Origin of the sequence: Streptomyces thermospinosisporus (genome assembly GCF_039526425.1) — a bacterium.
Taxonomy (GTDB): domain Bacteria; phylum Actinomycetota; class Actinomycetes; order Streptomycetales; family Streptomycetaceae; genus Streptomyces; species Streptomyces thermocarboxydovorans.
This window is the reverse complement of the sequence record NZ_BAAAIZ010000004.1, coordinates 23,236-44,294: the sequence shown is the minus strand read 5'-3', so window position 1 is coordinate 44,294 and position 21,059 is coordinate 23,236. Positions and strand designations below refer to the sequence as shown.

Annotated in this window: 20 protein-coding genes; 11 read left to right on the top strand and 9 right to left on the bottom strand. The window is 73.0% G+C overall.

Features of this window, described 5'->3' with window-relative positions:
• Window positions 1-156: 156 nt before the first annotated feature.
• From ABD207_RS01725 to ABD207_RS01710, 4 genes are all read right to left on the bottom strand, one after another.
• Complete coding sequence (locus tag ABD207_RS01725) at window positions 157-1,251, bottom strand: acyl-CoA dehydrogenase family protein (protein WP_344009427.1); 1,095 nt, start codon at window positions 1,249-1,251, stop codon at window positions 157-159.
• Complete coding sequence (locus ABD207_RS01720) at window positions 1,248-2,429, bottom strand: acyl-CoA dehydrogenase family protein (protein ID WP_344009425.1); 1,182 nt, start codon at window positions 2,427-2,429, stop codon at window positions 1,248-1,250. Before ABD207_RS01720 ends, ABD207_RS01725 begins: the two co-directional genes overlap by 4 nt.
• Window positions 2,426-3,403 (bottom strand): NADPH:quinone oxidoreductase family protein, encoded by a 978-nt coding sequence (locus ABD207_RS01715; RefSeq protein ID WP_344009423.1) that lies wholly within the window; start codon window positions 3,401-3,403, stop codon window positions 2,426-2,428. Before ABD207_RS01715 ends, ABD207_RS01720 begins: the two co-directional genes overlap by 4 nt.
• Window positions 3,404-3,572: 169 nt before the next feature.
• Window positions 3,573-4,157, bottom strand: a complete 585-nt coding sequence (locus tag ABD207_RS01710) for a helix-turn-helix domain-containing protein (RefSeq protein ID WP_344009421.1) — start codon at window positions 4,155-4,157, stop codon at window positions 3,573-3,575.
• A gap of 79 nt (window positions 4,158-4,236) precedes the next feature.
• Here ABD207_RS01710 and ABD207_RS01705 point away from each other — a divergent pair, with 79 nt between their 5' ends.
• The 5 genes from ABD207_RS01705 to ABD207_RS01685 all read left to right on the top strand — a co-directional run bounded on the left by ABD207_RS01705 (window position 4,237) and on the right by ABD207_RS01685 (window position 9,061).
• Complete coding sequence (locus tag ABD207_RS01705) at window positions 4,237-5,223, top strand: NAD(P)/FAD-dependent oxidoreductase (protein ID WP_344009419.1); 987 nt, start codon at window positions 4,237-4,239, stop codon at window positions 5,221-5,223.
• A 117-nt stretch (window positions 5,224-5,340) separates the two neighbouring features.
• The gene (locus tag ABD207_RS01700; protein WP_344009417.1) at window positions 5,341-6,879 is read left to right on the top strand and encodes an ATP-dependent DNA ligase; all 1,539 of its coding nucleotides are present in this window, start codon (window positions 5,341-5,343) and stop codon (window positions 6,877-6,879) included.
• Window positions 6,876-7,340: an NUDIX hydrolase gene (locus tag ABD207_RS01695; protein ID WP_344009415.1), complete on the top strand. Its 465-nt coding sequence runs from the start codon at window positions 6,876-6,878 to the stop codon at window positions 7,338-7,340. The genes ABD207_RS01700 and ABD207_RS01695 overlap by 4 nt, the downstream gene beginning before the upstream one ends.
• Window positions 7,341-7,413: 73 nt before the next feature.
• Window positions 7,414-8,799, top strand: coding sequence for an NADP-dependent succinic semialdehyde dehydrogenase (locus tag ABD207_RS01690; protein ID WP_344009413.1), 1,386 nt, complete (start codon window positions 7,414-7,416; stop codon window positions 8,797-8,799).
• 25 nt (window positions 8,800-8,824) lie between these two features.
• Window positions 8,825-9,061, top strand: a complete 237-nt coding sequence (locus ABD207_RS01685; RefSeq protein ID WP_344005176.1) for a DUF6213 family protein — start codon at window positions 8,825-8,827, stop codon at window positions 9,059-9,061.
• Window positions 9,062-9,083: 22 nt separating this feature from the next.
• Here the strand turns inward: ABD207_RS01685 and ABD207_RS01680 are convergent, their stop codons facing one another.
• Entirely contained in the window at window positions 9,084-9,746 is a 663-nt protein-coding gene (locus ABD207_RS01680; protein ID WP_344009573.1) for a TenA family protein, read from the bottom strand.
• Window positions 9,747-9,915: 169 nt separating this feature from the next.
• Window positions 9,916-11,142 carry an acyl-CoA dehydrogenase family protein gene (locus ABD207_RS01675; RefSeq protein WP_344009411.1) on the bottom strand — a complete coding sequence of 409 codons (1,227 nt, stop codon included), beginning with the start codon at window positions 11,140-11,142 and terminating at the stop codon, window positions 9,916-9,918.
• A 173-nt stretch (window positions 11,143-11,315) separates the two neighbouring features.
• Here ABD207_RS01675 and ABD207_RS01670 point away from each other — a divergent pair, with 173 nt between their 5' ends.
• Window positions 11,316-11,957, top strand: a complete 642-nt coding sequence (locus ABD207_RS01670; RefSeq protein ID WP_344005167.1) for a TetR/AcrR family transcriptional regulator — start codon at window positions 11,316-11,318, stop codon at window positions 11,955-11,957.
• 741 nt (window positions 11,958-12,698) lie between these two features.
• Here the strand turns inward: ABD207_RS01670 and def are convergent.
• Window positions 12,699-13,262, bottom strand: a complete 564-nt coding sequence (gene def / locus ABD207_RS01665) for a peptide deformylase (RefSeq protein ID WP_344009409.1) — start codon at window positions 13,260-13,262, stop codon at window positions 12,699-12,701.
• Between the two features lie 148 nt (window positions 13,263-13,410).
• Here def and ABD207_RS01660 point away from each other — a divergent pair, with 148 nt between their 5' ends.
• From ABD207_RS01660 to ABD207_RS01640, 5 genes are all read left to right on the top strand, one after another.
• Window positions 13,411-14,649 carry a Mur ligase family protein gene (locus tag ABD207_RS01660; RefSeq protein WP_344009407.1) on the top strand — a complete coding sequence of 413 codons (1,239 nt, stop codon included), beginning with the start codon at window positions 13,411-13,413 and terminating at the stop codon, window positions 14,647-14,649.
• Between the two features lie 17 nt (window positions 14,650-14,666).
• Window positions 14,667-15,395 (top strand): type 1 glutamine amidotransferase, encoded by a 729-nt coding sequence (locus ABD207_RS01655; protein WP_344005158.1) that lies wholly within the window; start codon window positions 14,667-14,669, stop codon window positions 15,393-15,395.
• Between the two features lie 260 nt (window positions 15,396-15,655).
• Entirely contained in the window at window positions 15,656-16,681 is a 1,026-nt protein-coding gene (locus tag ABD207_RS01650) for a 6-phosphofructokinase (protein ID WP_344009405.1), read from the top strand.
• Window positions 16,682-16,811: 130 nt separating this feature from the next.
• A complete protein-coding gene (locus ABD207_RS01645) occupies window positions 16,812-17,762 on the top strand; it encodes a cytochrome c oxidase assembly protein (protein ID WP_344009403.1) in 951 nt (316 codons plus the stop codon).
• 141 nt (window positions 17,763-17,903) lie between these two features.
• Window positions 17,904-18,080: a hypothetical protein gene (locus ABD207_RS01640; protein ID WP_344009401.1), complete on the top strand. Its 177-nt coding sequence runs from the start codon at window positions 17,904-17,906 to the stop codon at window positions 18,078-18,080.
• 51 nt (window positions 18,081-18,131) lie between these two features.
• Here ABD207_RS01640 and ABD207_RS01635 read toward each other — a convergent pair whose 3' ends face one another.
• Both ABD207_RS01635 and ABD207_RS01630 read right to left on the bottom strand, forming a co-directional pair.
• On the bottom strand, window positions 18,132-19,334 hold the full coding sequence (locus tag ABD207_RS01635) for a sensor histidine kinase (protein ID WP_344005147.1): 1,203 nt from the start codon (window positions 19,332-19,334) through the stop codon (window positions 18,132-18,134).
• The gene (locus ABD207_RS01630) at window positions 19,331-21,043 is read right to left on the bottom strand and encodes a sodium/solute symporter (RefSeq protein ID WP_344009399.1); all 1,713 of its coding nucleotides are present in this window, start codon (window positions 21,041-21,043) and stop codon (window positions 19,331-19,333) included. The genes ABD207_RS01635 and ABD207_RS01630 overlap by 4 nt, the downstream gene beginning before the upstream one ends.
• Window positions 21,044-21,059: the final 16 nt, after the last annotated feature.

Below are 21,059 nucleotides of genomic sequence, written 5' to 3'. Positions count from 1 at the left end.
CCGCCGGGTGTTCACCTCACCGGCGCAGGGACCGCACAACAGGAACAGGGCAGAGACCGCACAACAGGAACAGGGCAGAGACCGCACAACGGGAACAGGGCGGAGCCCGCCCCCCGGCGGGGACGGGCTCCGGCTCTCTCCGCGTGTGCTCGCGGGTCAGGGCGCCCGCAGGTCGACCAGTTCGGCCAGGGCCGCGCGGTGCGCGCCCGCGGTGCCGTAGGCGATCGAGTCGGCCTTGGCGCGCTTGAGGTAGAGGTGGACCGGGTGTTCCCAGGTCATACCGATGCCGCCGTGCAGTTGCAGGGCCTCCTCGGCCGCGTGGACGGCGACGGGCGCCGCGTAGGCCTGCGCCACGGCGACCGAGACATCGGTGTCCGCGCCGGTCGCCAGGGCGTCGGCGGCGGCGAGGGCGGCGGCGCGGAGGTTGACGACCTCCAGCCACAGCTGGGCGAGCCGGTGCTTGAGCGCCTGGAAGCCGCCGACCGGGCGGTTGAACTGCTTGCGGTCCTTCAGGTAGCGCACGGTCTCGGACAACGTCCAGTCGGCGAGCCCCAGTTGTTCGGAGGCCAGCAGTCCGGCACCGGCGCGCAGGGCGCGTCGTATCGCGGGTTCCGCGTCGCCGATCCGGCGGCCGGGGGCGGCGTCGAGCCGCACCTCGGCGAGGGGGCGGGTGAGGTCCAGGGACGTCTGCGGGGTGATCGTGGCCGCGTCGGCGTCCACCGCGTACAGCCCGCCGTCGTCCGCCGGGACCAGCAGCACGTCGGCGACGGCGGCGTCCGCGACGCCGGTCACCGTGCCGCTCAGCGCGCCGTTCTCCGCCCGGACGGCCGGGAAGGCGCCGCCCGCGGCGGTGTGCAGCCCGACGGCGAGCGCTCCGATCTTCCGCGCGGAGGCCAGATCGCCGAGGAGTTCCTGCCCCCCGGAGTCCCCGTCGCAGGCGAGCAGCGCCTCGGTGGCCACGACCGCGCTGGTGAGGTACGGCACGGGGGCGACGGCGCGGCCGAGCTCCTCCAGGACGACGGCGGCCTCCCGGTGGGTGGCGCCCTGGCCGCCCCGGTCCTCGGGGACGAGCAGCCCGGCGAGGCCCATGCCGTCGGCGAGCGCCTTCCACAGCGACAGGTCGTGCGGGGTGTCCGTCTCGGCGCGGGCGAGCACGCCCGCCGCGTCGCAGTGGTCCGTGAGCAGGTCACGGACGGCGCCGCGCAGCGCCTCTTCCTCCTCCGAGTACAGAAGGTCCGGCTGTGTGCTCATCGGGCGAGGTCCTTCCAGGCGACGTCCTTGTCGGTGCGCGGCTCGGCCGGCAGGCCCAGCACGCGCTCGGCGACGATGTTCAGCAGGACCTCGCTGGTCCCGCCCTCGATGCTGTTGCCCTTGGCGCGCAGGTAGCGGTAGCCGGCCTCGCGGCCGGTGAAGTCGACCTGCTCGGGGCGGCGCATGGTCCAGTCGTCGTACAACAGGCCCTCGGCGCCGAGCAGTTCCACCTCCAGTCCGCTGATCTCCTGGTTGAGGCGGGCGAAGCCGAGCTTCATCCCGGCGCCCTCGGGTCCGGGCTGTCCGGCGACGAGCTGCTGGCGCAGGCGTTCGCCGGTGAGGCGGGCGACCTCGGCGTCCACCCAGAGCTTGAGCAGCCGCTGGTGCAGCTCGTGGGTGCGCAGCTCGGGGCGTTCCCGCCAGGTCTTCGCGACGGGGCCGATCATGCCGCCCTCGCGGGGCAGCCGCATGCCGCCGATGGCGACGCGCTCGTTGTTCAGCGTGGTCTGCGCGACGCGCCAGCCGTCACCGACCTCGCCGAGGCGGCGCGAGTCGGGGATGCGGACGTCGGTGAGGAAGACCTCGTTGAACTCGGCCTCGCCGGTGATCTGGCGCAGCGGGCGCACCTCGACGCCGGGGTCGGTCATGTCGCACAGGAAGTAGGTGATGCCCTTGTGCTTGGGCACGTCCGGGTCCGTGCGGGCGATGAGGATGGCCCAGCGGGCGGCATGGGCGCTGGACGTCCACACCTTCTGCCCGTTGACCACCCACTCGTCGCCCTCGCGGACGGCGCGGGTGCCGAGGGCGGCCAGGTCGGATCCGGCGCCGGGTTCGCTGAACAGCTGGCACCAGACCTCCTCCCCGGTCCACAGCGGCTTCAGGAAGCGGCGCTTCTGCTCCTCGGTGCCGTACTGGAGGATGGTCGGCGCGGCCATGCCGAGGCCGATGCCGATGCGGCGGGGGTCGTTGTCGGGTGCCCCGGCGGCCTCCAGTTCGGCGTCCACGACGGCCTGGAGCGCGCGGGGGGCGCCGAGGCCGCCGAGGCCTTCGGGGAAGTGCACCCAGGCGAGTCCGGCGTCGAAGCGGGCGCGCAGGAAGTCGAGGCGGTCGGTGGCGGCGGGCGGGTGCGCCGCCAGGAACTCCTGGGTGCGGCGGCGCAGTTCGGCGGCGTCGGTCATGCTGCGGCTCCGTTCTCCAGCGAGGGCAGCACGGTGACGCGGCCGGTGGTGGCTCCGTCGGCGACGCGCTGGACGGCGTCGGCGGCGGCCGCGAGCGGGACGCGCTCGCTCACCAGCGGCTTGACGGCGCCGCGTGCGGCCAGTTCGACGAGCTGCTCGTGGCAGTGCTGGACCAGCTTCGGGTTCTTGGTGTTGTACAGGCCCCAGTGCAGGCCGAGGATCGAGTAGTTCTTCACCAGGGCGTGGTTGAGCGCGGGGCTGGGGATCTCGCCGCTGGCGAAGCCCACGACCACGATCCGCCCCTCGAAGGCGACGGTCTTGGCGGACTGGGCGTAGGCCTGGCCGCCCACCGGGTCGTAGATCACGTCGGCGCCGCGGCCCCCGGTGGCCTCCTTCACGGCGGCCACCACGTCCTGCTCGCGCCGGTCGATCACCACGTCGCAGCCCAGCTCGCGGGCGACTTCGGCCTTCCGGGCCCCGCCGACGACGCCGATGACGGTGGCGCCGGCCGCCTTGCCGAGCTGCACGGCCGCGCTTCCGACGCCGCCGGCCGCGGCGTGGACGAGCAGCGTCTCCCCGGCCTCGAGCCGGGCCCGCCGGTGCAGGCCGAACCAGCCGGTCTGGTAGCCGATGTGCAGGGCCGCCGCCTCGGCGTCGTCCAGCGCCTCGGGTGCGGGCAGCAGTGCCCTGGCGTCGGCGACGGCGTACTCGGCGAAGCCGCCGTGGGGCAGGGCCGGGTTGGCGATCACACGGCGGCCGTCCTCGGTCTCGCCGCAGATCTCCACGCCCGGGGTGAACGGCAGGGGCGGCCTGACCTGGTAGAGGCCCCGGCACATCAGCGCGTCGGGGAAGTTGATGTTGGCGGCGCGCACCTTCAGCAGGACCTGCCCCTCGCCGGGGACCGGCTGCTCCACGTCCGCGAGCCGCATCACCTCACCCGGCTCACCGTTCTCGTGCACTTGCCATGCCTGCATGCGGGCCTCCACGGGGGACTGCTTCGTCGGACCGGGTCGGTTGGCATACTAAGCGGTCGCTTGCCTATGAGGGAACAGCCCGCGGCATCTTCGGCAGCCGGCCGGGCTTCGCGGGTCGGCGGATCAGGCGGGCCCCGGCCGCGAGGTCACGCCGATTCCGCCCGCGAGGTCACGCCGGTTTCGGCCGCGCCCGCACATGCATCCGCTCGCCCTGCGGGCCGAAGAGGCTGAGGAACTCCACCGGCCCCTCCCCCGTCGACCCGAACCAGTGCGGCACACGCGTGTCGAACTCCGCGGCCTCGCCCGCGGTCATCACCACGTCGTGCTCGCCGAGCACCACCCGCAGCCGCCCGGACAGCACGTACAGCCACTCGTAGCCCTCGTGCGCGCGCGGCTCGGGCTCCTCGGTGCTCCGCGGCACCAGCACCTTGAAGGCCTGGAGCCCTCCTGGCTGCCGGGTGAGCGGCCAGTAGGTGCGCCCGTGCCGCACCAGCGGCTTGGTCCGCACCCGCGGATCCCCCACCGGGGGCGCGCCGACCAGTTCGTCCAGCGCCACCTGGTGCGCCCGCGCGATCGGCAGCAGCAGCTCCAGGCTGGGCCTGCGCCGCCCGGACTCCAGCCGCGACAGGGTGCTCACGGAGATCCCGGTCGCCTCGGACAGCGCGGCCAGGGTCACCTCCCGCTCCTTGCGGATCCGGCGCAGCCGGGGACCCACGTTCGCGAGAACGTCGTCCGTCTCGTCCGTCGTCGTCATGCCGGACATTGCAGTTTCGGCAAAGATGTTTGTCAACACGGCAGGTGCCGGGCGACCGTAGGGCGTGGAGGTGGTCGGCATGACCAACAGCAAGGGACCGACCGACAGGGGATTGATCGGCAAGGGACCGAAGGGGCACGCCGGCGGGCGGTACGACGTGGTCGTCGTCGGAGGCGGCGCGGCCGGGCTGTCCGCCGCGCTGGTGCTGGGCCGGGCCCGGCGCCGGACGCTGGTGGTGGACGCCGGGGAGCCGCGCAACGCGCCCTCCTCGCACATGCAGGGCTATCTGTCGCGGGACGGCATGGCCCCGGCCGGGTTCCTCGCGGTGGGCCGGGAGGAGATCGCACGATACGGGGTCGAGCTGGTGCGGGGCCGGGTGACGGACGTGGCGCGGGGCGAGGACTTCGCCGTCTCCCTGGAGGACGGGCGCGAGGTGCGCGCCCGGCGCCTGGTCGTCGCCACGGGGCTGCGGGACGAGCTGCCCGGTGTCCCCGGTGTCGCCGAACGGTTCGGCCGGGACGTGCTGCACTGCCCGTTCTGCCACGGCTGGGAGGTGCGGGACGAGCCGTTCGGCGTGCTGGCGTCCGGCGCGGCGAGCGTGCACCAGGCACTCATGGTGTCCCAGTGGTCCAAGGACGTGACGTTCTTCCTGCACACGGTCGCCGAGGAGGAACTGACCGACCAGGACCGGCGCCGGCTGTCCGCCGCCGGCGTGAAGCTGGTGCCCGGCGAGGTCACCGAACTGGTGATCGAGAACGACCGGCTCACCGGCGTCCGGCTCGCCGACGGCTCCTTCCACGCCCGCTCCGTCCTCTACGTCGCCCCGCGCCCCGTGCCCCGGACGGCCCTGCTGAAGCGGCTGGGCGCGCAGATGGACGAAACCCCGTTCGGCACATACCCGGTGGTCGACGCCACCGGCCTGACATCGGTGCCGGGAGTCTGGGCGGCGGGCAACGCCATCGGCTTCTCCGAGCAGGTGATCCACGCAGCGAGCGGCGGCTACCGGGCCGCCACGGCGATCGTGGGCGACCTGCTGATGAGCGAGCTGGACGCCGTGGCCGGGTAGACCCCGCCGCCGGGAACCGGACCGAGGCCGCCGGAGAGCAGGCCAGGCCGGACAGCGGGCCGAATCCGGGGGCACCGCCCGGGTGTGGAGCCCACGCCTCCGTTGCACCATGGCTGCATGCTGCTGTCCCGGCTGGCCGGTGTGTCCCAGGAGGTCGCTGCCACCTCTGCGCGGTCCCACAAGATCGCTCTGCTCGCCGAGCTGTTCCGTGAGGCGGAGCCGGAGGACGCGCGCATCGTCATCCCGTATCTCGCGGGCAGGCTGCCGCAGGGGCGGCTCGGCGTGGGGTGGAAGGTGCTGAGCCGACCGGTGCCCCCGGCCGCCGAGCCGGCGCTGACCGTGCGTGAGGTCGACGCGCTGCTCGGGGCGCTGGGGAAGGTGTCGGGGCCGGGGTCGCAGGCCGAGCGGGCCCGGCTGGTCGGGGAGTTGATGGGGGCGGCGACCGAGGAGGAGCAGCGCTTCCTGTTCGGGCTGATCACCGGGGAGGTGCGGCAGGGTGCGCTGGACGCGGTCGCGGTGGAAGGGCTGGCCCGGGCTACGGAGGCACCTCCTGATGCCGTGCGGCGGGCGGTGATGCTGGCGGGTTCGCTGCAGACGGTGGCGGAAGCGCTGCTGTCGCAGGGGCCTGAAGCGCTGGAGCGGTTCCGGCTCACGGTCGGGCGGCCGGTGCTGCCGATGCTGGCGCACAGCGCCTCCTCGGTGGCGGAGGCGGTGGAGAAGCTGGGCGCCTGTGTGGTGGAGGAGAAGCTGGACGGCATCCGGGTGCAGGTGCACCGCGACGGCGACACCGTGCGGGTGCACACCCGGACCCTGGACGACATCACGGACCGCCTGCCGGAAGTGACCCGGGTGGCACGGGAGTTGCCGGGCGAGCGGTTCATCCTGGACGGCGAGGTCATCTCCTTCGACGCCGACGGCCGCCCCCGCTCGTTCCAGGAGACCGCGGGACGGGTCGGCTCGCGGGTGGACGTGGCCACCGTCGCCCGCGAGGTGCCCGTCTCCCCCGTCTTCTTCGACGCGCTGAGCGTCGACGGCCGCGACCTGCTGGACCTGCCGTTCACCGAGCGGCACGCCGAGCTGGCCCGGCTGGTGCCGGAGCCTATGCGGGTGCGGCGCACGGTGGTGTCCGGACCGGACGACGTGGCGACCGCGGAGACCTTCCTCGCCGAGACCCTGGAGCGCGGCCACGAGGGCGTGGTGGTCAAGAGCCTGGACGCCCCCTACAGCGCGGGCCGGCGCGGCGCCTCCTGGCTGAAGGTCAAGCCCGTGCACACGCTGGACCTGGTGGTGCTGGCCGCCGAGTGGGGCCACGGCCGCCGCACCGGCAAGCTGTCCAATCTGCACCTGGGCGCCCGCACCGCCGACGGCGGCTACGCGATGCTCGGCAAGACCTTCAAGGGCATGACCGACAAGATGCTGGCCTGGCAGACCGAACGGCTGCGCGAGCTGGCCGTCGAGGAGAACGGGTACGTGGTCACCGTGCGCCCCGAACTCGTCGTGGAGATCGCCTACGACGGCCTGCAGCGCTCCACCCGCTACCCGGCCGGTGTCACCCTGCGCTTCGCGCGCGTGGTCCGCTACCGCGAGGACAAGCGCCCGGAGGAGGCGGACACGGTGGAGACGGTGCTCGCCGCGCATCCGCAGGTGCGGCCGTGACCGGCGCCCGCAGCGCCGGCCTGCTGGTGTTCCGGCGCACCGGTGAGGGCATTGAGGTGCTGCTCGGTCACATGGGCGGCCCGTTCTTCGCCCGCCGGGAGGCCGGCGCCTGGACCGTGATCAAGGGCGAGTACGACCCGGACGAGCCGGCCTGGGAGGCGGCCCGCAGGGAGTTCGAGGAGGAGCTGGGCCTGCCCCCGCCGGACGGGGAGGCGATCCCGCTGGGCGAGGTGCGCCAGTCCGGCGGCAAGGTGGTGACGGCGTGGGCCGTGGAGGGGGATGTCGACCCGGCGGCGGTCGTGCCGGGGACGTTCGAGATGGAGTGGCCGCCGCGGTCGGGGCGGATGCAGGAGTTCCCGGAGCTGGACCGGGTGGCGTGGTTCGGGCTGGACCGGGCCCGTGAGGTGATCGTCAAAGCGCAGACGGCGTTTCTCGACCGCCTGGCGGAGCACTCGCTCTGAGAGCCCTCCCGCGTTGCGCGGCCCCCGGCCGCGCGGGAAGGTCGAAACAAGCCCGTCCCCAGGGAGGTCCGCGATGCCCATCGCAACGGTGAATCCGGCGACCGGCGAGACGCTCAAGACGTACGAGGCCATGGGTGAGGAGGAGATCGAGCGCCGGCTCCAGCTCGCCGAGGCCACCTTCCGTACGTACCGGACGACGAGCTTCGACGAGCGGTCCGCGCTGCTGCGCCGCGCCGCCGGCCTGCTCGACGAGGACAACGAGAGCATCGCACAGGTGATGACCACCGAGATGGGCAAGCCGGTGAAGCAGGCCCGCGCGGAGGCCGCCAAGTGCGCCAAGGCCATGCGCTGGTATGCCGACCGCGCGGCCGGGCTGCTCGCCGATGAGGAGCCCGACGCCTCCGACGTGCGGGACTCCGGCGCCAAGCGGGTGGTGGTGCGCTACCGGCCGCTCGGTCCGGTGCTCGCGGTGATGCCGTGGAATTTCCCGCTGTGGCAGGTGGTGCGGTTCGCCGCGCCCGCGCTGATGGCGGGCAACGTGGGCCTGCTCAAGCACGCCTCGAACGTGCCGCAGACCGCCCTGTACCTGGAGGACCTGTTCCATCGCGCGGGCTTCACCGAGGGCTGCTTCCAGACGCTGCTGATCGGCTCCGGCGCGGTCGACGAGATCCTGCGGGACGACCGGGTCAAGGCGGCCACCCTCACCGGCAGCGAGCCGGCCGGGCGGGCGGTGGCGTCCACCGCCGGGGAGATGATCAAGAAGACGGTGCTGGAGCTGGGCGGCAGCGACCCCTACGTCGTGATGCCCTCCGCCGACCTGGACCGGGCCGCCGAGGTCGCGGTGACCGCGCGGGTGCAGAACAACGGGCAGTCCTGCATCGCCGCGAAGCGCTTCATCGTGCACACGGACGTCTACGACGCCTTCGCCGAGCGTTTCACCGCAGGTATGAAGGCGCTGAAGGTGGGCGACCCGATGGAGGAGGAGACCGAGGTCGGGCCGCTGGCGAGCGAGCAGGGGCGCCGCGACCTGGAGGAGCTGGTCGACGACGCGGTGCGCGCCGGAGCGGAGGTGCTGTGCGGCGGCGAGCGCCCCGAGGGCCCGGGCTGGTACTACCCGCCGACGGTGCTGTCCGGCATCGACCGGGAGATGCGCATCCACCGGGAGGAGGCGTTCGGCCCGGTGGCGACGCTGTACCGCGCCGCGGACCTGGACGAGGCGGTGCTGATCGCCAACGACACCCCGTTCGGGCTGAGTTCGAACGTCTGGACGCGTGACGAGGCCGAAGTCGACCGGTTCGCGCGGGACCTGGAGGCCGGCGGGGTCTTCCTCAACGGCATGACGGCCTCTCACCCGGCGTTCCCGTTCGGCGGGGTGAAGCGCTCCGGCTACGGGCGTGAGCTGTCCGGGCACGGAATCCGGGAGTTCTGCAACATCACCACGGTTTGGCAGGGTGCGTGAGGCTTCCGGGGCTACGATCCGATCTGTGAACCGCGAAGTGACTCTGCCTCTGATCGTCGACGACCGCGGGACCCTGCAGGTGGCCGCGGCCGATGTCAGCAAGCTGCTGCGGACGGTGGGCGGCCGGTGGGTGCGGCTGGTCGAGGCCGGGGAGCAAGGGCTCGACGAGGACACGGTGGCCGCGCTCACCATCGAGCTGGCCAAGCTGGCCGACCGGATCGACGTGGCCTGCATCGCGCACAGCAGCGGCCGCACGCCGTGATCCGCAGCCCGTGGTGGCGCTCCTAGGCGGGCCGTTGGAGGGTTCGCCAGAACAGTGCCTCGTAGCTCTGCAGCAGACGCCCGTAGGAGCGGGCCCGCGTCTCGTCGAGGCGGCCGGTGTCCAGGGCCGCCTGGACGGCGTTCTCGGCCGCGCGGTCCAGGTCCGGGGCCGGTTCGGCGAAGAAGTCGAAGAAGGCGCACGCCCCGTCGGTGAAGCCGTAGTGGGTGCGCAGGGCGCCGGCGATGGTCGCGCAGTAGCCGCCCCACGCCGAGAAGTTGGCGGTGACCGCCAGCACCGCGTCGGCCGGGGCGGCGTTCAGGGCCAGCCAGGCGACATAGGCGGGGTAGGCCTGGCAGCCCGGCAGCGGGGTGTACGCCGAGGCGCGGGCCTCGTCGGCACCGCAGGCCGCGGCGAAGGCCGGCAGCCGCCGCTGAGCGATCGCCTCCCCCTCGGCCAGTGCGGTGAAGTAGGCGTCCGCCTCCGGCTCGGCCGAGGAGCGCAGGGCCAGCTGGAGGAAGGCGCGCCGGTCCGCCGGGATCACCCGCATCTGCTCCAGGGCGAGCGTGGCCAGCACCTCCCGGTCCGCCTCACCGGAGGCGATCAGCGGCACCAGCGGGTTGGCGCGCGGGTCGGGCGCGAGCTCGGCGGCGATCGTCTTCAGCAGCTCCCGGGCCGTACGTGTCATCGCGTCCTCCGTGGCGTCGCTCACGCATGAGATGTGCCCGGGGACCGGGCGTGGGCAACCCGGCAGCCGGGGGGATGCCCGGAGCACGTCCACGGGAACGGCCCCTCCCGGCGGATGGGAGGGGCCGTCCCGGCCCGTGGGGGGTGTGTGAGCCGTTCGGCCGGGCGGGTCAGCGGATCGGCATGCCCGAGAGGGTGCGGGCGATGACCAGGCGCTGGATCTCGCTGGTGCCCTCGAAGATGGTGTAGATCGCGGCGTCGCGGTGCATGCGCTCCACCGGGTACTCGCGGGTGTAGCCGTTGCCGCCGAGGATCTGGATGGCCTGGGCGGTGACCTTCTTCGCCGTCTCGCTGGCGAAGAGCTTGGACATCGAGCCCTCGGCCGCGGTGAACGGCTTGCCGTTGACCGCCATCCAGGAGGCCCGCCAGACGAGCAGGCGGGCGGCGTCGATCTGGGTGCGCATGTCGGCGAGCTGGAAGGCGACGCCCTGGTTGTCGATGATCGGGCGGCCGAACTGCTCACGGGTCTGCGCGTACTCCAGGGCCACCTCGTAGGCGGCGCGGGCCGTGCCCACCGCCATCGCGCCGACCGCCGGGCGGGACGCCTCGAAGGTGGCCATCGCGGCGTTCTTCACGCGCTCGCCGCCCTTCTTCGCCTTCTCCCGGGCGCGGGCGAGCCGCTCGTCGAGCTTGTCCTTGCCGCCGAGCAGGCAGGAGCCGGGCACGCGCACGTTGTCCAGGATGACCTCGGCGGTGTGCGAGGCGCGGATGCCGTGCTTCTTGAACTTCTGGCCCTGGGACAGGCCGGGGGTGTTCGGCGGGATGATGAAGGAGGCGTGGCCCTTGGAGCCGAGCTCGGGGTCGACGACCGCGACCACCACGTGCACATTGGCGATGCCGCCGTTGGTCGCCCAGGTCTTGGTGCCGTTGATCACCCACTCGTCCTTGGCCTCGTCGTAGACGGCGCGGGTGCGCATGGAGGCGACGTCGGAGCCGGCGTCGGGCTCGGAGGAGCAGAAGGCGGCCACCTTGACATCGTTGACGTCGCCGTACATCTGGGGGATCCAGGTGCCGATCTGCTCCTCGGTGCCGTTGGCGAGGACGCCCACGGCGGCCAGGCCGGTGCCCACGATGGACAGGGCGATGCCCGCGTCGCCCCAGAAGAGCTCCTCCATCGCCATGGGGATGCCGAGACCGGTCGGGTCGAAGTACTGCTGCGCGTAGAAGTCGAGGGAGTAGATTCCGACCTTGGCGGCCTCCTGGATGACCGGCCAGGGAGTCTCCTCACGCTCGTCCCATTCGGCGGCCGCGGGGCGGATGACATCGGCGGCGAAGCCGTGCAGCCAGTCCCGCACCTCCTTCTGTTCGTCGTTGAGCTCCATGGTGAACTCGGCCATGTCCCCTCCTGCGGCGGCGCACATGCGTGTTACTTGCGGTAACCGCAGTCTGTTACCGGTGGGTAGGAAAAGTCAACCTCCGAGGACAGACCGGCATCCCGTTCGACGGGCCGGACAAGGTCAGTGCTACTTTGCGCAGGCGTCACCGAACCGAGCACGGGTGGGGAGAGCTCATGGACACCACACAGCGGACCGATCAGCAGCGGGCCGCCGACCGCCGCCGGCGCGAGCTGCTGGAGGCCGCCGACCGGGTGGTGCTGCGCGACGGCCCGCAGGCGTCGATGAATGCGATCGCCGCGGAGGCGGGGATCACCAAGCCCATCCTGTACCGGCACTTCGGCGACAAGGGCGGCCTGTACGCGGCACTGGCCAAGCGGCACACCGACGCCCTGCTCGACTCGCTGCGCGCCGCGCTGGACGCCCCGGCCGACCGGCGGGAGCGGGTGGAGAACACGCTCGACACCTATCTCGCGGCGATCGAGGCGCGGCCGCAGGTGTACCGGTTCCTGATGCACCCGGCCGAGGGGTCCTCCGGGGACCAGGGATTCGACGTCGGCAAGCACTCGGCGCCCCTGCTGCGGCGCATGGGCGAGGAACTGGCGCAGGTGATCGAGGAGCGCGTCGACCTCGGGCCGGACTCGCAGCAGCTGGCGCGCGTCTGGGGCCACGGGATCGTCGGGATGATGCACGCGGCCGGCGACTGGTGGCTGGGCGAACGCCCCTGCTCCCGCGCCGAGTTGGTGCGCAGCCTCGCCGATCTGCTGTGGGGACGGCTGGCCGCGGCCGGGGACAAGCTGGGCGGCCCGGGATTCTGACCCCGCGAAGCCTGCGGTGGCGTCGGATTCGGGCCCCGCGAAGCCCCGGGCGGTCCGGGATTCCGGCCCGGCGGGGTGCGCTGCGGGCCGGGATGTGACCCGGCAAAGCCCGCAATGGTCCGGGACTCCGACCCCGCGAAGCCCGCAGTGGCCCGAGACTCCGACCCCGCGGGCCCACGGCCACCCGGGATCCCGACCCCGCGAAGCCCGCAGTGGCCCGAGACTCCGACCCCGCGAAGCCCGCAGTGGCCCGAGACTCCGACCCCGCGGGCCCACGGCCACCCGGGATCCCGACCCCGCGAAGCCCGTGGCGGCCTGGGCTTCCGGCCCGGCGGTGGCATGCCGCCCCGCACATGCGCACCCTTCGGTGCTGGTCTCAAGTCGCGGCGGGCGGGCCGGGGATTCCAACCCGGCGAAGCCCGCGGCGGCCCGGGATTCCGCCCAGGCGAGGTGCGCGGCGGCCCGGGATGTGACCCGGCGGGGGTGCGCTGCGGCCTCGCCCCGCGCGGCGGACATGCCGGGCGGCCCGCGCCAGGGCGCACTCGCCAAGCAGGTTGCGACCGCAGCGCCCTCTCGCCGCGGCCAGCCGCCCGGCGCAGCGCGCTGCAGCCTCGCCGTGCGCGGCCGCCTCAGAGTGCCCTGCAGCCTCGCGGTGCGCCGGGCCGCCCGGGCGGCCCGGTCACCTCACCTACCCGGCGCGGCAGCCTCGGAGTGCGCGGTACCGCCTGGGGCCCGGTCACCTCACCGGCCCCGGCCCCATGAGGTGCCCCGGCCCCATGAGGCCCGGGAGGCCTGGCGCATCAGGCGGCGGTGGCGCCAGCCGGTGAGACGGTCCGCGTAGACGCGGCCCTCGAGGTGGTCGTACTCGTGCTGCAGGCAGCGGGCGAACCAGCCGGTGCCGTGCACCGTCACGGGCTCGCCCGTCCTGGTCACGCCCTCGATCACCGCGTGGTCGTGGCGTTCGGTGCCCGCCTCCAGGCCCGGCAGGGACAGACAGCCCTCCGGGCCGCGGACCGTCACGCCGTCCAGCTCGACCAGGCGCGGGTTGACCACATGCCCGAGGTGCCGGTTGTCCTCGTCGTCGGGGCAGTCGTAGACGAACACCCGCAGCGGCACCCCGATCTGGTTCGCCGCCAGGCCCACCCCCTGCGCCGCGTACATCGTGGCGAACAAGTCCTCCACCAGCCGGTCCAGTTCCGGACCGAAGTCGGTGACCTCACGGCACGGCGTGTGCAGGACGGGCTCGCCGAGCAGGGTGAGGGGGCGCACGCGTCCGTGGACGCCGGGGATGGGGCCGTGTCGCATGGCGGTCAGGGTACGGTCCTCGCATCGGCGCCCGTCACTACCGGGAGCCACGGTTCTGGGCCGCCAAAGGATCTCGATAGGCTGAGGCCCACACCACGTGGCCGTCAGGCACAAGGCGCGGCGCGTACGCAAGGAGGATCGAGAACTGATGGCAGGCAACTCGGACCCGCTCACGCCGCGGGCCAAGCTGGCCGTGACCGCGGGCAAGGCGGTCGCAGCGGCATCCCGCGCCGCGGGGCGCGGCAGCGGTTCGGTGATCGGTGGCCGGGTGGCGCTGAAACTCGATCCCGATCTTCTCGCGCGGCTGGCGCAGAACCTGGACTGTGTTCTCGTCTCGGCGACCAACGGCAAGACCACCACGACCCGGCTGATCGCCGAGGCGCTGCGCGCCGCCGGGCCGGTGGTCTCCAACGCGCTCGGCGCCAACATGCCCGCCGGCATCACCTCCGCGCTGGCCGGCGGCTCGGACGCGAAGTTCGGCGTCATCGAGGTCGACGAGAAGTACCTCTCCGGCGTCGCCCGCGACACCGACCCCAAGTGCATCGCCCTGCTGAACCTCTCCCGCGACCAGCTGGACCGCGCGGCGGAGACCCGCATGCTCGCGGAGAACTGGCGCGAGGGGCTCGCCGGGTCCAAGGCCGTCATCGTCGCCAACGCCGACGACCCCCTGGTCGTCTGGGCCGCCTCCTCGTCACCGAACGTGATCTGGGTCGCCGCGGGCCAGATGTGGAAGGACGACGCCTGGTCCTGCCCCTCCTGCGGCGGTGTGATGCAGCGTCCCGGCGACGACTGGTTCTGCGGCGAGTGCGGCTTCCGCCGGCCGACGCCGAGCTGGGCGCTCTCCGGCGACCATGTGATCGACCCGCACGGCTCCGCCTGGCCCATCCACCTGCAGCTGCCGGGCCGCGCCAACAAGGCCAACGCCGCGACCTCCGCCGCCGTCGCCGCGGTGTTCGGAGTGCCGCCGCAGGTGGCGCTGGAGCGGATGTACCAGGTGCAGGCCGTGGCCGGGCGCTACGACGTGGTGCAGTTCCAGGGCCGTGACCTGCGGCTGCTGCTCGCCAAGAACCCCGCGGGCTGGCTGGAGACGTTCTCGCTGATCGACCCGCCGCCCACGCCGGTGATCCTCTCGGTCAACGCCCGCTCCGCGGACGGCACCGACACCTCCTGGCTGTGGGACGTCGACTACACCCGGCTCACCGGGCACCCGATCTGCGTCATCGGCGACCGGAAGCTGGACCTCGCGGTGCGCCTCGAGGTGGCCGATCAGCAGTTCCAGGTGTGCGAGAACCTCGACCAGGCGGTGGCGGCCTGCCCGCCGGGCCGTATCGAGGTCATCGCCAACTACACCGCGTTCCAGGACCTGCGCCGCCGCGTCGGCAACTGACAACTCAGGGGACTTTTGTGAGTGACAACAGCCTGCGGGTCGTCTGGGTCTACCCCGACCTGCTCAGCACCTACGGCGACCAGGGCAATGTGCTCGTCGTGGAGCGCCGCGCACGGCAGCGCGGCCTGGACGTCGCCCGGCTCGACGTGCGCAGCGACCAGCCGGTCCCCACGTCCGGCGACATCTACCTGATCGGCGGCGGCGAGGACCGGCCGCAGCGGCTCGCGGCCGAGCGGCTGCGCCGGGACGGCGGGCTCAACCGGGCGGTGGAGAACGGCGCGATCGTGTTCTCGGTGTGCGCCGGCTACCAGATCCTCGGCCACGAGTTCATCAACGACCTCGGCCAGCGCGAGCCCGGCCTCGGGCTGCTGGACGTGGTCTCGGTACGCGGCGAGGGCGCGCGCTGCGTCGGCGACGTGCTGGCCGACATCGACCCGGAGCTGGGGCTGCCGCCGCTGACCGGCTTCGAGAACCACCAGGGCGTCACCCACCTGGGCCCCACGGCCCGCCCGTTCGCCCGGGTGCGGTTCGGCAACGGCAACGGCACCGGCGACGGCACCGAAGGCGCGTACAACGACACGGTGTTCGGCACCTACATGCACGGCCCGGTGCTGGCCCGCAACCCGCAGATCGCCGACCTGCTGCTGAAGCTGGCGCTGGACGTCAACGCGCTCCCGCCGACCGACGACCGGTGGTACGAGGCGCTGCGCAACGAGCGCATCGCCGCCGCGCAGCAGCCCGGGTGAATCTGCTGCGCCTGTGCGGTGACACGACGGCGCGGCGGGGTGTTCCGCACCCCGCCGCGCCGCCGTCGTGTCCGGCCTCCAGGACCCCTGCGAGAACCCGCCGGAGAGCCCGTCTGACGCCTGGTCCGCACAGGTGAGCGGGCTCGTCCAGCAGGCGGACGCGAGGTGCGGCCCTGCCCCCTTCAGCCGCTAGGGTGGCGGGGATCGAGCCGGACAGCGCGGTCCGGTCCCGGCCCACTTCGAGAAGGTTGTTTCGGGCTATGCGCATTGGTGTCCTCACGTCCGGCGGCGACTGCCCCGGCCTGAACGCCGTCATCCGGTCCGTCGTGCACCGTGCCGTCGTCGACCACGGCGACGAGGTCATCGGGTTCAGGGACGGCTGGAAGGGCCTCCTGGAGTGCGACTACCTCAAGCTCGACCTGGACGCGGTGAGCGGCATCCTGGCACGCGGCGGCACCATCCTCGGCTCCTCCCGGGTCCGTCCCGAGCATCTGCGGGACGGCGTGGAGCGCGCCAAGGGGCACGTCCGCGACCTCGGCCTCGACGCGATCATCCCGATCGGCGGCGAGGGCACGCTCAAGGCTGCCCGGCTGCTGTCCGACAACGGGCTGCCGATAGTCGGTGTGCCGAAGACCATCGACAACGACATCGCGGTCACGGATGTCACCTTCGGCTTCGACACCGCCGTCGGCGTCGCCACCGAGGCCCTGGACCGGCTGAAGACCACCGCCGAGTCCCACCAGCGGGTGCTGATCGTGGAGGTCATGGGCCGCCACACCGGCTGGATCGCGCTGCACTCCGGCATGGCGGCCGGCGCCCACGCCATCGTCGTGCCCGAGCGGCCCTTCGACATCGACGAGTTGACCGCGAAGGTCGGCGCGCGGTTCTCGGCGGGCAAGCGGTTCGCCATCGTGGTCGCCGCCGAGGGTGCCAAGCCCAGGCCCGGGACCATGGACTTCGACGAGGGCGGCAAGGACATCTACGGCCACGAGCGCTTCGCCGGTGTCGCCCGGCAGCTCGCCCAGGAGCTGGAGGCGCGGCTCGGCAAGGAGGCGCGGCCGGTGATCCTCGGGCATGTGCAGCGGGGCGGCACGCCCACCGCCTACGACCGTGTGCTCGCCACCCGGTTCGGATGGCACGCGGTGGAGGCCGTGCACCGGGGCGAGTTCGGCAAGATGACGGCGCTCAAGGGGACCGACATCGAGATGGTGTCGCTGGCCGAGGCCGTCGCCAGCCTGAAGACGGTGCCCGAGGAGCGGTACGCCGAGGCGGAGTGCGTGCTCTAGACACCGGCACTCGCGTGTTCCAGCCACCGCGCGGTGCTCACGGCGGACCCCGGTCGGGGCGGCGGCCGGAGTCCGCCGTAGTCTGTGGGGCGGACATTGCGCACAACCCCCACGAATCAGGAGCCGGTGGATGGATCACAGCGGGCACGGCATGACCATGGATCTGCCGCCGTTCACGCTGGGGCGAGGCCTCGCCTGGTCGGCGGACCCCTTCTTCCTCGTCGCCTGCCTGCTGGCGCTGGCCCTGTACGGCTGGGGCGTGGCGCGGCTGGTCCGGCGCGGCGACAAGTGGCCCGTGGGGCGCACCGTCGCCTTCGCGCTCGGCGTGCTGAGCGTCGCGCTGGTGATGTGCACCGGGCTGAACGACTACGGCATGGTCATGTTCAGCGTGCACATGGTGCAGCACATGGTGATCAGCATGGTCTCCCCGATCCTGGTGCTGCTCGGCGCGCCCATCACGCTGGCGCTGCGCGCGCTGCCGACGGCGGGGCGGGGCCGCACGGGGCCGCGTGAGCTGCTGCTGAAGCTGCTGCACAGCCGGTACCTGCGCATCGTCACGCACCCGGCGTTCACCATCCCGATGTTCATCGCGAGCCTGTACGCGCTGTACTTCACCCCGCTGTTCGACTTCCTGATGGGCTCCAAGACGGGGCACGTCGCGATGATGGTGCACTTTCTCGCGGTCGGCCTGGTGTTCTTCTGGCCGATCATGGGCGTGGACCCGGGTCCGCACCGGCCGGGGTATCTGATGCGGATGCTGGAGCTGTTCGCGGGCATGCCGTTCCACGCGTTCTTCGGCATCGCGCTGATGATGGCGTCCACGCCGATGGTGTCGACCTTCGAGCACCCGCCCGCCTCGCTGGGGATCGAGGCGCTGTCCGACCAGAACGCGGCCGGCGGCATCGCCTGGGCGTTCAGCGAGATCCCCTCGGTGCTGGTGCTGATCGCGCTGCTGTTCCAGTGGTACGCCTCCGACCAGCGGCAGGCCCGCCGCAAGGACCGCGCGGCCGACCGGGACGGCGACAAGGAGCTGGAGGCGTACAACGCCTACCTCGCCTCACTGCACGCCCGCGGCAACTGAGCCACCTCGGCAGGCGGCCCATCCGGACGCCTCGATTGGCCGGGCCCGTGCCGGACGCCCCGGAAAGTGGGTGTCTGAACGCATGTGCGGATCCTGTCCGGCGGGGCACCATGGAGGGAACCGCATGAGGAGGGTGTTGCGATGCCCGGTTCCACGAACGGTTCCACCTCCACGAAGACCATGGCAGTGCTCACGGTCGGCGGTCTGGTCGCCGTGACGGCCTACACGGTGGCGCTCGGCAGCAACGGCTGGCTGTGGTTCGGCTGGGTCGTCCTGGGGCTGATCACCCTCGGGATGGTGGCCACCCGCAGCACCTGATCCTCGATCCCGCGTGGCGATATCCCGCGCCGCGGTTCCCGCACCGCGTCCTCACCCGCCGAGGCGTCCGGCGGAGTGCACGCCCGGCTGGTACTTCGGCAGCCGGACGGTGACCTTCATGCCCGCGCCCACGGCGGTCTCGATGACGAGCCCGTAGTCGTCGCCGTAGACCTGGCGCAGCCGGTCGTCGACGTTGGACAGGCCGATGCCGCCGGAGGGGCCCGGTTCGCGGGCGAGGATGCGGCGCAGCACCTCGGGGTCCATGCCGGCGCCGTCGTCCTCGATCACGACCAGGGCCTCGGCGCCGGCGTCCTGCGCGGTGAGCTGGATATGGCATTTGTCCGACTTGCCTTCCAGGCCGTGCTTGACGGCGTTCTCCACCAGCGGCTGCAGGCACAGGAACGGCAGGGCCACCGGCAACACCTCGGGGGCGATCTGCAGGGTGACGGAGAGCCGGTCGCCGAAGCGTGCCCGCACCAGGGCCAGGTAGTGGTCGATGGCGTGCAACTCGTCGGCGAGGGTGGTGAAGTCGCCGTGCCGGCGGAACGAGTAGCGGGTGAAGTCGGCGAACTCCAGCAGCAGCTCACGGGCCCGCTCGGGGTCCGTGCGCACGAAGGAGGCGATCACCGCGAGCGAGTTGAAGATGAAGTGCGGGGAGATCTGGGCGCGCAGGGCGCGGATCTCGGCCTCGATGAGCCGGGTGCGGGACCGGTCGAGGTCGGCCAGCTCCAGCTGGACGGAGACCCAGCGGGCCACCTCCCCGGCCGCCCGGACCAGCACCGCCGACTCACGGGGCGCGCAGGCCACCAGCGCGCCGTGCACCCGGTCGTCGACGGTGAGCGGGGCGACGACGGCCCAGCGCACGGTGCAGTCGGGGGTGTCGCAGCCGAGCGGGAAGGCCTCGCCTCGGCCGGTGTCGAGCGGGCCGGCGAGGCGGGCCATGACCTCCTCGCGGTGATGGGAGCCCACGCCGTCCCAGACCAGCACCCGCTCGCGGTCGGTGAGGCACAGGGCGTCGGTGCCGAGCAGGGAGCGCAGTTTGCGGGCGGCCTTGCGCGCGGTCTCCTCGGTGAGGCCGGCCCGCAGCGGGGGCGTGGCCAGGGAGGCGGTGTGCAGGGTCTCGAAGGTGGCGTGCTCGACGGGGGTGCCGAGGCCGGCCAGGCTGGACGGGCGGGCGGTGCGCCGGCCCAGCCAGAACCCGGCGGCCAGCAGCGGCAGCACGGCGACCAGGAGCCCCGCGAGGAATCCGCTCATGGCGACACCTCCGTCCGCGTCTCCTCGGGCAGATGGAAGCGGGCCAGCACGGCCGCGGTGCCGGGCGGAACCCGGCCGGGGGTGGCCAGGGACACCAGGATCATCGTGAGGAAGCCCAGCGGCACCGACCAGAGGGCGGGCCAGGCGAGCAGGGCGTGCCAGGGGCCCTTGCCCGGGTAGCCGGTCATGGTCGCGGCGACGGCGAGGAAGGCCGAGCCGCCGCCCACCAGCATCCCGGCGGCCGCGCCGGGCGGGGTGAGCCGGCGCCACCAGATGCCGAGGACGAGCAGCGGGCAGAACGACGAGGCCGACACGGCGAAGGCGAGACCCACGGCGTCGGCGACCGGGAGCCCGCCGAGCAGGAAGGTCAGGGTCACGGGTACGGCCATGGCGAGCACCGTGCCCAGCCGGAAGTGCCGCACGCCCCGCGAGGGCAGCATGTCCTGGGTGAGCACCCCGGCGACCGCCATGGTCAGTCCGGACGCCGTGGACAGGAACGCGGCGAAGGCGCCGCCGGCGACCAGCGCGCCGAGCAGGTCACCGCCCACTCCCCCGATCATCCGGTCGGGCAGCAGCAGCACGGCGGCGTCCGCGTTGCCGGTGAGGGTCAGCTCCGGTGCGTACAGGCGGCCCAGCGCGCCGTAGACGGGCGGCAGCAGGTAGAAGGCGCCGATCAGGCCGAGGACGGCGACGGTGGTGCGGCGGGCGGCGACCCCGTGCGGGCTGGTGTAGAAGCGGACCACGACGTGCGGCAGCCCCATGGTGCCGAAGAAGGTGGCGAGGATCAGGCCGTACGTGGCGTACAGCGGGCGCTCCTCGCGGGACTCGGCGCGGGACGGGGAGACGGCGTCGTCGGTGCCGCGTCCGGCGGCGGGCACCTCGCTGTCCTCGGCGAAGGTCAGCCGGGTGCCGTCCTCGATGTGGTGGGTGCCGGCCGGCAGGACCAGCTCGGCGCCGTCGTGGGGGGTGCCGTCGACGGTGCCGTCCACGGTCACGGTGAGCGGCTTGTCCAGCCGCAGGTCGAGGCTGTCCTCGACGCGTACGGCCCGCTGCTCGCGGAAGGAGGCCGGCTCGTCGAAGGCGTGGGTGGGGGCGCCGTCGCCCTGCCAGGCGAGGACCAGGAAGAACGCGGGGACCAGCAGCGCGGTGAACTTCAGCCAGTACTGGAAGGCCTGCACGAAGGTGATGCTGCGCATGCCGCCGGCGGCGACGATCACGGTCACCACCACGGCGACGATCACCCCGCCGAGCCAGTCGGGCGTGCCGGTGAGCACGGTCAGGGTGAGCCCGGCGCCCTGCAGCTGGGGCAGCAGATACAGCCAGCCGACGCCGACCACCAGCACGCCGGCCATCCGGCGCACCGTCTGCGAGGCGAGCCGTGCCTCGGCGAAGTCGGGCAGGGTGTAGGCGCCGGAGCGGCGCAGCGGGGCGGCGACGAAAAGGAGCAGCACCAGATAGCCAGCCGTGTAGCCGACCGGGTACCAGAGCATGTCCGGGCCCTGGACCAGGACGAGCCCGGCGATGCCCAGGAAGGACGCGGCGGAGAGGTACTCGCCGCTGATCGCGGCGGCGTTCAGGCGGGGGCCGACGGTGCGGGAGGCGACGTAGAAGTCGGAGGTGGTGCGGGATATGCGCAGGCCGAAGGCGCCCACGAGGACGGTCGCCAGGACCACCAGGGCGACGGCGGGTACGGCGTAGCTGGAGTTCACGGCCCGTCCGGTCCTG